Genomic DNA, 12,890 nt, shown 5'->3' with positions numbered 1-12,890 from the left:
ACGGTATTGAAGGGTGGACAGCAATGTTCGCCCTGATTCCGTTTCTGGAGCGCAAGATAGTTCTCGGATAGACCTTGGCCTCATCACGGCAGAACCGGACCCATGCAGAACAATAAAGTCGTCATCACCGGCATCGGCATCATTTCATCACTCGGCGAAGGCGCTGAAGTGCATTGGAACGCTTTTTCGACAACAGGCAGCGAACCGCGCCTCGAAAAAGAAGCCTTTGCTCCCTACACCGTCCATCCCCTCGGCGAAGTCGATTGGAGCCTGCAAATTCCAAAGCGTGGCGACCAGCGCCAGATGGAAACCTGGCAGCGCCTCGGCACCTATGCCGCGGGCCTTGCGCTGCAAGATGCAGGCATGAAGGACGATGAAGCGCTCTGCGCGACCATGGATATGGTTGTGGGCGCAGGTGGCGGCGAACGCGATATTACCGTCGATATGCAGATTCTTGAGGGAGGCCGCACCAGCAATAATCGCGGTGTGATGCTGAACGAGAAACTCTCGACCGAACTGCGTCCGACCCTGTTTCTGGCGCAGCTTTCCAACCTGCTCGCTGGCAATATTTCCATCGTGCACAAAGTGACGGGTTCTTCGCGCACTTTCATGGGTGAAGAAGGCTCCGGCATTTCAGCCATCGAAACCGCGGCAGCCCGCATCCGCACCGGACAAAGCACCCATGCTCTGGTGGGCGGCTCCTACAATGCCGAACATTTCGACATGATTCTCGGTCACGAATTGGGCGGATTGCTCAAGCATGACGGCTGGGCTCCGCTCTGGGAGCGTGACGGCTCGGCTGGCGGCGGCATGATTTCAGGTTCCGGCGGCGTGTTCCTCGTCCTCGAAAACGCCGAACATGCGGCAAAGCGCGGCGCACGCGCCTATGCGGAAGTAGCGGGAATCGCTGCCACGCAAATCCGCCGCGAAAGCGACGATCTTGCAAAGACCGTTCGCGACCTCGTTCTCGAAGCCAATGGCGGCAAAGAGCCTGCTTATGTCGTTTCCGGCGCATCCGGCGCTCATGACGCGACCAAAGCCGAAAAATCCGTACTCGACGGCTTTTCCGCAGCCTATCGCGGCATATCCGGCCTGACCGGACATTTGCGCGAAGCACAATTCCCGCTGGCGCTGGCGCTGGCCGCCATTTCCGTTTGGAAAGGTGAGGCTTTTGCGCCGTTGAACGCGTCGGAAAAGGCAGCTGATGGAAAAATCAGCGAAGCCGTCGTCACCACTGTCGGAGCAACGCGCGCCGAAGGTGCCGCAAAGCTGGTGAGAGCATAAGATGACCAAATATACAGACCATCTGGGCCGCCCCATCGTCGCCATCACGGGCGCTGGCGTTGTTTCCTCGCTCGGACAGGGCAAGGAAGATAACTGGGCCGCGCTGACGGGCGGTGTTTCGGGTATTCACAGCATTACCCGTTTTCCGCTGGAAAATCTGAACACGCGCTTTGCGGGCACTGTGGATTTCCTTCCTGAAAGCGAAGTCGGCGCGTCGGCACTGTCGGAAAAGCTGGCACGTCTGGCCGGTGAAGAGGCGCTTGCACAGTCCGGCCTTTCGACAACCAATTTCGGGGGTCCGCTCTTTCTGGCCGCTCCGCCGGTCGAACTCGACTGGAAAAGCCGCTTTGCGCTTGATGCCAGCGTGAAGAACGAAGGTCCGGCAAGCTATCAGCTTCTGCTTGAAGCCTGCCGCCGTGTACGCCACGAAGCGCTCTTCAACACAACGCAGTTCGGCTATATCGCCGAACGTCTTTCGGAAGCCTTTGGCACGCGTGGTCTGCCGATCACGCTTTCCACCGCCTGCGCTTCGGGTGCAACGGCGATCCAGCTTGGCGTTGAAGCGATCCGTCGCGGCGAAAGCGACCATGTTCTGGCGATTGGCACCGATGGTTCTGTTTCGGCGGAAGCGCTCATCCGCTTCTCGCTGCTTTCCGCATTGTCCACCCAGAATGAAAAGCCGGAAAAGGCCTCAAAGCCCTTCTCCAAGGATCGCGACGGCTTTGCCATGGCCGAAGGTTCCGGCGCGCTCGTTATGGAATCGCTCGAAAGCGCGGTCGCCCGTGGTGCGAAGGTTCTCGGCATTCTGGCTGGTTGTGGCGAAAAGGCCGACGACTTCCACCGCACCCGTTCCAAGCCGGACGCCTCGCCTGCCATTGGCACCGTGCGCGCGGCACTGGCTGATGCTGGCCTGACCGAAGACCAGATTTCCTACATCAACGCCCACGGCACCTCGACGCCGGAAAACGACAAGATGGAATATCTGGCCCTTTCGACCGTATTCGGCGAACGCATCGAATCCATCCCTGTTTCGTCCAACAAGTCGATGATCGGCCATACGCTGACCGCCGCCGGTGCGATTGAAGCTGTGTTCTCGCTGCTCACGATCCAGACGGGGACGCTGCCGCCGACCATCAATTACGACAATCCAGACCCGGCTATCCCGCTGGACGTTGTGCCGAATGTGAAGCGTGAGGCCAAGGTTTCCGCCGTGCTTTCGAACTCATTCGGCTTCGGCGGACAGAATACGAGCCTTGTTTTGGCGGCAAATCCGAATTAATCCGTCCGGCAAAAGAATTTTAAATTTCCTGATGATCCCGGAAGGCGGAAGCTCTCCGGGATCATGCCATGAAAGGAAGAGCCCATGCGCGCTTTGCAGCTTCTCGACGACCGTCGCCTTGAAATCACCGATATTGCACCGCCGCCGCCTCCCGGCCTTGGCGAAGTCACGGTCAAGATCAAGGCGGTCGCGCTGAACCATATCGACGTATGGGGCTGGCGCGGTATGGCTTTCGCCAAACGCAAGATGCCGCTGGTGATCGGTGCGGAAGCTTCCGGCGTTGTCGATGCCGTCGGTCCCGGCGTTTCCAATCTGCTGCCCGGCCAGCTTGTTTCGATCTATGGTGCGCGCACCTGCGGCCTTTGCCGCGCCTGCCGTGAAGGCCGTGACAATCTGTGCGAACATGTCGGCGGCGTTCATGGTTTCCATCTCGACGGCTTTGCCTGCGAGGCCGTGAACCTTCCGGCCCGCCTGCTCGTGGCAGCACCTCCCGGTGTTGATGCCATCGGCGCTGCCGTCGCGCCTGTCACCTTCGGCACGGTCGAGCACATGCTATTCGACAATGCCAAGCTGGAACCGGGCGAAACCGTTCTCGTCCAGGCGGGCGGCTCGGGAATCGGTTCGGCGGCGATCCAGCTTGCCAAGAAGATGGGCTGCACCGTCATCACCACGGTTGGTTCTGACGACAAAATCGAGAAGGCCAAGGCTCTCGGCGCCGATCACGTCATCAACTATCGCGAAGACCGCTTCGAAGGCGTCGTGCGCAAGCTGACCAAGAAGAAGGGCGTCGATGTCGTCTTCGAACATGTCGGCGCGGATACCTGGGCCGGTTCGATGCTCTGCATGAAGCGCGGCGCGCGTCTTGTCACCTGTGGATCGACCTCGGGCGTTTCGACCAACATGAACCTGATGCAGCTCTTCCAGCAGCAGCTCAAGATTCTGGGCTCGTTTGGCTGCCGCATGGAAAACATGGCCGATGCCATGCAGAAAATGGCGCGTGGTATCGTACATCCGGTCATCGATACGGTGGTCGGCTTCAACGATATCGACACCGCCCTGAAGCGCATGGAAGGCCGCGACGTCTTCGGCAAGATCATTCTCCAGATCGACTGAAGCCCGTCCTTGTCATGATGTTCAAACTGAAGCTCCTGCTCTTTCGCTGGTCGCGCAAGCTGAAGCAGTTCAATTACTGGCTCTGGGCTCAGGCCGTTTTTGTGCTGCTTGGCCTGTTGCGCCTGTTTCCGGCGAAGGCTGCCATCAGCTTTTCGGCCAAGGTGGCCCGTCTCGTCGGGCCGCTGACGCCGCGCCACAAGATCGCAACCGACAATCTGCGCCAAGCCTATCCCGAAAAGAGCGACGCCGAGATCGAAGTGATCGCCCGCGACATGTGGGATTCCATGGCGCGGCTGCTGGCGGAGTATATTTTCCTCGACGCGATTTTCGATTTCGATCCCCATGCCGCAAAGCCGGGCCTGATCGAGGTGGACGGCATTCCGATTTTCGAACGCCTGCGCGATGAAAAGAAGCCGCATATCTTCTTCACCGCCCATACCGGCAATTTCGAACTGCTGCCGATCTGCGCAGCCACATTCGGCCTGAATGTCACCGCACTGTTTCGTCCGCCGAACAATCCCTATATCGCCAACAAGGTTCTGAAAGCGCGCCATACCAATATGGGCCATCTCGTGCCTTCCAAGGCAGGCGCTGCCTGGGCGCTGGCGGGTATTCTCGGCGATGGCGGCAATGTCGGTATGCTCGTTGACCAGAAATTCTCGCGTGGCGTGCCTTCCACATTCTTCAACCGCCCGGTGAAGACCAATCCGCTGCTGGCCAAGCTTGCGCGGCAATATGATTGCGATGTCTATCCGGCGCGCTGTATCCGCCTGCCCGGCGGACGCTATCGGCTTGAACTTTACGAGCGCATGGAATTGCCACGCGACGACAAGGGCCAGATCGATATCGACGCCACCGCGCAATTGCTCAATGACACGGTCGAGCAATGGGTGCGCGAATATCCGGGCCAGTGGATGTGGTTCCACAAGCGCTGGGGATAGGATTTTTGCTGTTCATATGATACGGGCAAGCCACGCTGCCAAGGAGACTATCGCCATGCGCCCCATCGCCATTGCCCCGTCCATTCTGTCCGCCGACTTTGCCCGTCTTGGCGAAGAAGTCGATGCCGTGCTGGAAGCCGGTGCCGACTGGATCCATATCGATGTCATGGACGGACATTTCGTGCCGAACATCACATTCGGCCCGCAGGTGGTGAAGGCGATCCGCCCGCGCACCAAGGCATTCTTCGACGCGCATCTGATGATTGCACCGTGCGATCCCTATCTGGAGCCCTTTGCCGATGCAGGCTGCGATCTGATCACCGTGCACGCAGAAGTCGGACCGCATACGCATCGCTCGCTGCAGTCGATCCGTGCGCTCGGCAAGAAGGCCGGTATCGCGCTCAACCCGGCAACACCGGTCGAAGCGATCAGCAATATTCTGGACGATGTAGACCTGATCCTCGTCATGACGGTCAATCCGGGCTTCGGCGGCCAGAAATTCATCACGCCGATGCTCGACAAGATCAAGCGCGTCCGTGAAATGGTCGGCGACCGCCCGATCGACATTGAAGTCGACGGTGGCGTGACGCCGGAAACCGCAGGCTCGGTGGTTGCAGCTGGCGCGAATATTCTCGTCGCCGGATCGGCTGTCTACAAAGGCAATTCGGTCGAGACCTACCGCGCCAATATTGACGCCATTCGTGCTGCGGCGGAAGCCGCGCGTAATCGTTAAACCCTCACTTTCTACAGGACGCTCCCATGATCCCGCGCTATTCCCGGCCAGAAATGGTCGCTATCTGGTCTCCGGAAACGAAATTCCGTATCTGGTTCGAGATCGAAGCCTATGCTTGCGAAGCGCTGGCCGAACTGGGCGTCATCCCCAAGGAAGCTGCCAAGACCATCTGGGAAAAAGGTAGCGTCGCGAAGTTCGACGTCGCCCGCATCGACGAAATCGAAGCCGTCACCAAGCATGACGTCATCGCCTTCCTGACACATCTTGCCGAATTCATCGGCCCCGACAGCCGCTTTGTGCATCAGGGCATGACCTCGTCGGACGTGCTCGACACCACGCTCAACGTCCAGCTGGTTCGCGCTGCCGACCTCCTGCTCGCCGACATGGACCGCGTTCTGGCCGCGCTCAAGACCCGCGCCTTCGAGCACAAGGATACGGTGCGCATCGGTCGCAGCCATGGCATTCACGCCGAACCGACCACGATGGGTCTCACCTTCGCGCGTTTCTATGCGGAAATGCAGCGCAACCGCACCCGCCTCGTCGCGGCCCGCGCAGAAATCGCAACCGGCGCGATTTCCGGTGCTGTCGGCACTTTTGCCAATATCGATCCACGCGTTGAGGAATATGTCTGCGCCAAGCTTGGCCTCGAAGCCGAGCCGGTTTCCACGCAGGTCATTCCGCGCGACCGTCATGCGATGTTCTTTGCAACACTTGGCGTCATCGCTTCGTCGATCGAAAATGTCGCCATTGAAATCCGCCACATGCAGCGCACCGAAGTTCTGGAAGCCGAAGAGTTCTTCTCTCCGGGCCAGAAGGGTTCGTCCGCCATGCCGCACAAGCGCAACCCGGTTCTGACCGAAAACCTGACCGGCCTCGCCCGTCTGGTGCGTATGTCGGTCACGCCTGCCATGGAAAATGTCGCTCTGTGGCACGAACGCGATATTTCGCATTCGAGTGTCGAGCGCGCTATTGGACCTGACACCACCATCACCCTCGACTTCGCGCTCAACCGTCTGGCTGGCGTGGTCGAAAAGCTGGTGATCTATCCGGACAACATGCTGAAAAACATGAACAAGTTCCGCGGTCTGGTGCATTCGCAGCGCGTGCTGCTGGCGCTGACGCAGGCAGGCGTATCGCGCGAAGACGCCTATCGTCTCGTGCAGCGCAACGCCATGAAAGTCTGGGAACAGGGTGCCGATTTCCTTGAAGAACTGCTGGCAGATACGGAAGTGCGCGCAGCCCTTTCCGAAGAGCAAATTCGTGAGAAGTTCGATCTCGGCTACCACACCAAGCATGTGGATACCATTTTCAAGCGCGTCTTTGGTTAAGAAGATTTCGGCTCTGGCGCTGCCTTCCCCTCATCCTGAGGAGCCGCTGAAAACGGCGCATCATCCTGAGATTTCCGAAGGATCGAAGGAGAGGGAAACAAGCAAAGCGCCTGCCCTCGCCCTTCGACACGGCGCTTCGCGCCTGCTCAGGATGAGGGAGAAAACAAGTGTCCGGCTGATCTGAAACGATCACGCCTCAAGTGATAGCCGTATACAAAAAAGCCCCCTGTTTTTGAAAACATGGGGCTTTTCCATTGTGGGATATTGGTTCTATCAGGCCTTGGTCTTGATCGTATTGACCACATTGCCCCAAGGATCGACGAAGGAGCTATCGTTACCGCCGCGCGTATCTTCCAGCTCAACCCAGGCAAGTCCGGTACGATCTGCATCACGCTTACCGGCACCGGCGCTCTGCCAGGCATTGGCTGCGATATGGTGATGGTAACGCCCCGTGGACATGAACACAGCCCGGTCGCCATAGGTCTGCACCGTTTCCAGCCCAAGCTCGGTGTGCCAGAAGGTTTCGGCCTCATGCGCATTGCCAACACGCAGGTGCACATGGCCGACAACGGTGTTTTGCGGCGCGCCAGTCCATTCTCCGCCTTCGGTCTTGATGACATCAAGCAGGCCCCGCACGTCGAGCGCTTCCGTGCCCATTTTCACGCGGTCACCGTTCCACTGCCACTTCTCATGCGGACGGTCGGAATAAATCTCGATGCCATTCCCTTCCGGGTCAGTCAGGTAGATGGCTTCACTGACATCATGGTCTGAAGCGCCGGCAACCGGCAATTGCTTGTCGATAGCCCGGCGCGACCAGCGCGCCAGATCGCCACGCGTCGGCAGCAAGAACGCCGTGTGGTATAGACCAGCGCTGCGCGGATCATCCGCGCGAGCGGCTGAAAACTGCTCGATTTCCATCAATTCACGGTCGCCAGCGCCCAGCACGATGGAAGCGCCGCGACGGCTCATCTCGCGCAGGCCAACAACGTCGCGATAATATTCGGCCAATGTTTCCGCATCGCGCGCCTTGAGACCAATACGCGCCACGCGCATTGGCGTAGTCATGGCAAATGGAAGCGGAGCAACCGGACGGGTCGTCTCGGTAACCGGCGTCTTCAATTGCTGTGTCATATCATTCTCCTTCGACGGCATGTCTGCACGCGCGGGCACTATACCGGCCATTAAAGCAGCTCCCGTAGCGCCAAGCACCGAACGTCTGCTGATTGTCATGACCTGTGCTCTCCTTCGCGTTCTGTTCCCGCTAAACATCGCTGTTTGCGGGATCGTTCACAAGATCGCGATCTGAGAACAGGCTGTTCATCATTCGTAACATTCAGCGGCATCGCCGGTGCTTGAAGAAGTCACAAAGGCAATCTAAATGGGGGCTATGAAAGTCAAAGACGCAGATATCCTCATCATCCCCGGTTACACCAATTCCGGCCCCGACCACTGGCAGACCCGTTGGGAGAGCAAGCTCTCGACAGCGCGCCGCGTGCAGCAGGCCGAATGGTCGAAGCCGGTTCGCGACGATTGGGTGGGCGAAGTCGTCAAGGCGGCGAATGCGGCCACCAAGCCGGTAGTGCTGGTTGCGCACTCTCTCGGCGTGGCCACAGCCCTGCACGCCGTGCCGTTGATCCAGCACAAGATCGCGGGCGCATTTTTCGTGGCCCCGCCAGATGTTTCGAACGAAAGCATCCGCCCGAAGCATTTGATGACCTTCGGCCCCTATCCGCGCGAACGGTTGCCCTTCCCGACCATCACGGTCGTGAGCCGCAACGATCCTTTCTCAAGCTTCGAAGCCGCCGAAGATGTCGTGAAGGATTGGGGCGCCATGCTGATCGATGCGGGCGAGTCCGGTCATATCAACGCGGATTCCGGTCACGGACCATGGCCGGAAGGCTCCATGGTGTTTGCGGAGTTTATGACGCAGCTACAAGCACCCAAGCAGCACTGAAACAAAAGGCGGGTTTGAACCCGCCTTTTTGGTAGTCAACAAAGCAAGCTGAAATCAGGCGCGAACGGCATCCACAAGCTGTTGTGCAGCAAGACGGAGATAGCCGCCCTCATTGCTGACCGTCACAAAACGGAAACCCAGCGGAATATAGCGTCGCGCAAATTCCGGCGACGGTGAGTAAATACCTGCGATCTTGCCAGCGGCAGCGGCTTTGCGCGCAATATTGCTGATCGGCTCGACAATGGCGTCGGAATTTGGGTTGGCCTCGCGTCCATTGCTCCAGGCAATCGAGAAATCGGCGGGGCCGACGAAGACACCGTCAATGCCGCGCACATCGAGAATGGCATCCAGCGCATCATAAGCGTCACGCGTTTCGATCATCGCGAAAGCCAGCGTGTCCTGATTTGCCGTGGTCAGATAATCGTTGGAGCCGGGTGTGCCATAATCGGCATTGGCGCGGAAAACACCCCATGAACGTTCGCCCACCGGCGGATATTTCATGGCTGCTGCGAACTTGCGCGCATCTTCGGCGGAATTGATCATTGGAGCGATCACCGCCTCCGCGCCGAAATCCAGTGCGCGGCTTGCCATGTCGAAGCGTCCCACCGGAATACGCACCACCGGCGGCTTTCCGGCATTCAGCACGTGACCGACGCTGCGCAGCACACTCGCCTCGTCATGACCGCCATGCTGCATGTCCAGCGTCACGGCGTCAAAGGCGGTGTGTGCAAGGATTTCGACCGTCAGCGGCTCAGGGAGAGACGACCACGCGGAGAGCACGGTTTCACCGGCACGCAGACGCGAAGACAGGGACATAGGAATTTCCTTCATTTCATAAGAACGGCATTTCACAATAGCAGGTAAATAAAAATGGGGTGGAAGCACTAGCCGCACTTCCACCCCATGATATCAATCCTGCTGTATCTGACGGATCGCTTCCTCTAGGAACAGTTGCATTTTTTCGCGGATCGTTTCGTCGCTATCGGTGACACCGCCTTCGTCGAAATCGGTGCGGATCTTGCGAAACACATCGTCATCACCGGCCTCGATGAAATCGGCTGCTATGACATCGCGGGCATAGGTCTCGGCCTCGCCATCCTTTTTGCCAAGACGCTCGGCAGCCCACAATCCGAGGAGCTTGTTTCTGCGCGCTTCGGCCTTGAAGCGTAAATCAGCATCGTGCGCGAATTTCTTTTCGAAAGCATCGCGGCGATCATCCATACCTGTCGTCATTCACAAAACTCCCAACAACTGCCATTAGGAATGAGATCGTCACCCATTCTCTTGCCTAAAGCTGGCAAGGGGCGCAAGATTATACAAGAGCGGCAAATCAATTTCTTGCTGTTCGTCCATAATCTTGCATGAGAACGCATCCCGAAAAGGGTAAAACCGTTTTCGGAGAAGATGCGCACCAAAACAAAGGATTGGAGTGCCAGGCTGATAGAATCGGATCGAAACGCGTTTCAGAATCACCGAAAACGGGGGAACGGGCACGAAGCAGGATTGTTAAAAGCCCTTATTTGCTATAGGTAGCCCGCGAGAATAGCGGCTTAGAGCCGATCACCATAGATATGGAAATCCGAGAAAAGCCATGAACCGTCGCCGCCGTATTTACGAGGGCAAGGCCAAGATTCTTTACGAAGGCCCCGAGCCAGGAACGCTTGTCCAGTTCTTCAAGGACGATGCAACCGCGTTCAACAAGAAAAAGCACGAAGTCGTGGACGGAAAGGGTGTACTCAACAACCGCATTTCCGAATATATTTTTACGCAGCTGAACCGCATTGGAATTCCGACCCACTTCATCCGCCGTCTCAACATGCGTGAGCAGCTGATCAAGGAAGTGGAAATCATTCCGCTTGAAGTCGTGATCCGCAACGTTGCAGCAGGCTCGCTGTCCAAGCGCCTCGGCATCGAGGAAGGCACGGTTCTGCCGCGCTCGATCATCGAGTTCTATTACAAGGCCGATGCGCTCGAAGACCCGCTGGTCACCGAAGAACACATCACGGCATTCGGCTGGGCCAGCCCGCAGGAAATCGATGACATCATGGCGCTTGCCATTCGCGTCAACGACTTCCTTTCCGGTCTGTTTCTTGGCGTTGGCATCCAGCTTGTCGATTTCAAAATCGAATGCGGACGTCTGTGGGAAGGCGACATGATGCGTATCGTCGTCGCCGACGAAATCTCCCCGGACTCGGCTCGTCTCTGGGATATCAATACCAATGACAAGCTCGACAAGGACCGTTTCCGCCGCGATATGGGCGGATTGGTCGAGGCCTATCAGGAAGTGGCGCGCCGTCTCGGCATCATGAACGAGAATGACTCGCCCCGTCCTTCCGGCCCTGTGCTTGTGAAGTAATCCGATCGGCCCGGGAGCCGCCAAGACAGACACCTTCCGGGCTGTTTCGTTCGCGACAGGCAATTCCAGATTTTCATCTGAAGTTGTAAGAACCAAATCTAGAGCTACAGGAACTTAAGAGTGATCAAGGCACGCGTCACCGTTACACTGAAAAACGGCGTTCTGGACCCGCAGGGCAAAGCTATCGTCGGCGCACTCGGCAGCCTCGGTTTCGCCGGCGTCAATTCGGTCCGTCAGGGCAAGGTTTTCGACCTCGAACTCGAAGGCACCGACAAGGCCAAGGCCGAAGCAGACCTGAAGGCCATGTGCGACAAGCTCCTCGCCAATACGGTGATCGAAGATTATTCCATCGCCATCGGCTGAGCCAAACAAAGGAAGCAGACGCCCATGAAATCCGCTGTCATTCTCCTTCCCGGCCTCAATCGTGACCGCGACATGATCGCAGCGCTCACCAAGATCACCGGTCAGGCTCCTGTCACTGTCTGGCAGACCGACACCAGCATTCCGGACGATGTCGACCTGATCCTCATCCCCGGCGGCTTCTCCTACGGCGACTATCTGCGCTGCGGCGCAATTGCTGCCCGTATGCCGGTTCTTCAGGCCGTGCGTGAGAAGGCCGACAAGGGCGTCATGGTCATGGGCGTTTGCAACGGCTTCCAGATTCTCGTTGAAGCCGGACTGCTGCCGGGCGCGCTGATGCGCAACGCGTCGCTTAAGTTCGTCTGCCGCGAAGTGAAGCTTGAAGTCAGCAATGCGAACACCGCCTTCACCCGTGGCTATCAGCCGAACCAGATCATCCGCTGCCCGGTCGCGCATCATGACGGCAATTATTTCGCCGATGCCGAGACGCTGAAGCGTATCGAAGGCGAAGGTCAGGTCGTGTTCCGTTATGCGGAAGGCACCAATCCAAACGGTTCGGTCAATGATATTGCCGGTATCGTCAATGCGCGCGGCAATGTGCTTGGCATGATGCCGCATCCGGAAAATCTGATCGAAGCGGCCCATGGCGGCGACGATGGGCGGGCGCTTTTTGCGGGCGCGCTGGGCATCGCAGCCTGATAAGTTTCGAAAAGGGCGGTCGCTATAAGGCCGCCCTTTTTCATTTTCTTCACCGAATTGCATTGCCGGTAAGATAACGTTCCCTGCCCGCACCCTCGGCAACGAAAACCAGTCTAGCTTGTCGCCTGCATTCGTGGCAGTTTTGCCTTCGGAGAATTCCTTGGCAACCGAATCGGGGGGACAAAATCATGCAGCTTTATTCTCGGCCTCTGTCTCCTTACTCCGCTTTCGTGCGCAGCGTTCTCTATCTGAAGGACCTGCCTTTCAAGCCGATCACACTGCCCTATCCCTTCCCGGCCGATTTCGGTGAAATCACGCCTTTGCGCCGTGTTCCCGTGCTGATTACCAGTTCCGGCGAAACGCTTTTTGAAGCCGTTGTGATTGCCGAATATCTCGAAGATCATTTTCCTGAAAAGCCGCTCCTGCCCGGCACGCCGCGCCAGCGCGCGCTGATCCGGCTTCTGGCCCGCGTTGTGGAACTGGAAGTTCTTGGACCGGCGATGAAGCTGTTCATCCTGCTGAGCAAACCGGAGCGTGACAGCGCAACCATCGACCGCCTGTTCGAAAAACTGAATACCGGCCTTTCGGTGATCGAACATCGCCTCCCGGATACGTTTTATGCCGTTGGCGAAGAGCCGACGCTGGCTGATGCCTGGCTGCTGCCGGTGCGCTTTCTCATGGAACCGTTGAAGAAGCTTTCGGGAAAGCCGGATTTGCTGGACGCGTTTCCAAAATTCGATGCCTATGCCGCGAAGGCAAAGCAACATCCGGCTTTTGAGCGCATCTGGAACGAGATGAGCGATGGACTAAAAGCCTTCATGCCGCAGCTGGCCTGAGAGCCCG

Annotated in this window: 14 protein-coding genes; 11 read left to right on the top strand and 3 right to left on the bottom strand. The window is 58.0% G+C overall.

What is annotated here, in order from left to right; translation table 11 throughout:
- Positions 1 to 102 precede the first annotated feature (102 nt).
- From FIC94_RS12705 to purB, 6 genes are all read left to right on the top strand, one after another.
- Complete coding sequence (locus FIC94_RS12705; RefSeq protein WP_140025110.1) at positions 103 to 1,284, top strand: beta-ketoacyl-ACP synthase; 1,182 nt, start codon at positions 103 to 105, stop codon at positions 1,282 to 1,284.
- Position 1,285: 1 nt separating this feature from the next.
- Positions 1,286 to 2,563, top strand: coding sequence for a beta-ketoacyl-ACP synthase (locus tag FIC94_RS12700; protein WP_140025109.1), 1,278 nt, complete (start codon positions 1,286 to 1,288; stop codon positions 2,561 to 2,563).
- An 84-nt stretch (positions 2,564 to 2,647) separates the two neighbouring features.
- Positions 2,648 to 3,676 carry a zinc-binding dehydrogenase gene (locus FIC94_RS12695; RefSeq protein ID WP_078338466.1) on the top strand — a complete coding sequence of 343 codons (1,029 nt, stop codon included), beginning with the start codon at positions 2,648 to 2,650 and terminating at the stop codon, positions 3,674 to 3,676.
- Between the two features lie 14 nt (positions 3,677 to 3,690).
- Entirely contained in the window at positions 3,691 to 4,617 is a 927-nt protein-coding gene (locus FIC94_RS12690; protein WP_140025108.1) for a lipid A biosynthesis lauroyl acyltransferase, read from the top strand.
- Positions 4,618 to 4,672: 55 nt separating this feature from the next.
- Positions 4,673 to 5,350, top strand: coding sequence for a ribulose-phosphate 3-epimerase (rpe, locus tag FIC94_RS12685; RefSeq protein ID WP_140025201.1), 678 nt, complete (start codon positions 4,673 to 4,675; stop codon positions 5,348 to 5,350).
- Positions 5,351 to 5,376: 26 nt separating this feature from the next.
- Positions 5,377 to 6,678: an adenylosuccinate lyase gene (gene purB / locus FIC94_RS12680; RefSeq protein ID WP_109368832.1), complete on the top strand. Its 1,302-nt coding sequence runs from the start codon at positions 5,377 to 5,379 to the stop codon at positions 6,676 to 6,678.
- 273 nt (positions 6,679 to 6,951) lie between these two features.
- On the opposite strand, the gene FIC94_RS12675 is transcribed toward purB, so the two are convergent.
- Positions 6,952 to 7,908, bottom strand: coding sequence for a VOC family protein (locus FIC94_RS12675; protein WP_371830911.1), 957 nt, complete (start codon positions 7,906 to 7,908; stop codon positions 6,952 to 6,954).
- Positions 7,909 to 8,065: 157 nt separating this feature from the next.
- Between FIC94_RS12675 and FIC94_RS12670 the strand changes: the two genes are divergently transcribed.
- Positions 8,066 to 8,632, top strand: coding sequence for an alpha/beta hydrolase (locus FIC94_RS12670; RefSeq protein ID WP_140025107.1), 567 nt, complete (start codon positions 8,066 to 8,068; stop codon positions 8,630 to 8,632).
- A 54-nt stretch (positions 8,633 to 8,686) separates the two neighbouring features.
- On the opposite strand, the gene FIC94_RS12665 is transcribed toward FIC94_RS12670, so the two are convergent.
- Both FIC94_RS12665 and FIC94_RS12660 read right to left on the bottom strand, forming a co-directional pair.
- Positions 8,687 to 9,454: an HpcH/HpaI aldolase family protein gene (locus FIC94_RS12665; RefSeq protein WP_180917987.1), complete on the bottom strand. Its 768-nt coding sequence runs from the start codon at positions 9,452 to 9,454 to the stop codon at positions 8,687 to 8,689.
- An 87-nt stretch (positions 9,455 to 9,541) separates the two neighbouring features.
- A complete protein-coding gene (locus FIC94_RS12660; protein ID WP_140025105.1) occupies positions 9,542 to 9,865 on the bottom strand; it encodes a DUF1476 domain-containing protein in 324 nt (107 codons plus the stop codon).
- A 358-nt stretch (positions 9,866 to 10,223) separates the two neighbouring features.
- Between FIC94_RS12660 and purC the strand changes: the two genes are divergently transcribed.
- From purC to FIC94_RS12640, 4 genes are all read left to right on the top strand, one after another.
- Positions 10,224 to 10,988, top strand: coding sequence for a phosphoribosylaminoimidazolesuccinocarboxamide synthase (gene purC, locus FIC94_RS12655; RefSeq protein ID WP_109368827.1), 765 nt, complete (start codon positions 10,224 to 10,226; stop codon positions 10,986 to 10,988).
- Between the two features lie 120 nt (positions 10,989 to 11,108).
- Positions 11,109 to 11,351: a phosphoribosylformylglycinamidine synthase subunit PurS gene (gene purS / locus FIC94_RS12650; protein ID WP_124915641.1), complete on the top strand. Its 243-nt coding sequence runs from the start codon at positions 11,109 to 11,111 to the stop codon at positions 11,349 to 11,351.
- Between the two features lie 24 nt (positions 11,352 to 11,375).
- Positions 11,376 to 12,047: a phosphoribosylformylglycinamidine synthase subunit PurQ gene (gene purQ / locus FIC94_RS12645; RefSeq protein ID WP_109368825.1), complete on the top strand. Its 672-nt coding sequence runs from the start codon at positions 11,376 to 11,378 to the stop codon at positions 12,045 to 12,047.
- A gap of 188 nt (positions 12,048 to 12,235) precedes the next feature.
- The gene (locus tag FIC94_RS12640; RefSeq protein WP_109368824.1) at positions 12,236 to 12,883 is read left to right on the top strand and encodes a glutathione S-transferase family protein; all 648 of its coding nucleotides are present in this window, start codon (positions 12,236 to 12,238) and stop codon (positions 12,881 to 12,883) included.
- The last annotated feature ends 7 nt before the right edge of the window (positions 12,884 to 12,890 follow it).

It is taken from the genome of Ochrobactrum teleogrylli (assembly GCF_006376685.1).
In the GTDB taxonomy this organism is placed as follows: Bacteria; Pseudomonadota; Alphaproteobacteria; order Rhizobiales; family Rhizobiaceae; genus Brucella; species Brucella teleogrylli.
Note: the sequence above shows the minus strand (reverse complement) of the source record. Positions and strands in the feature narration are given on the sequence as shown.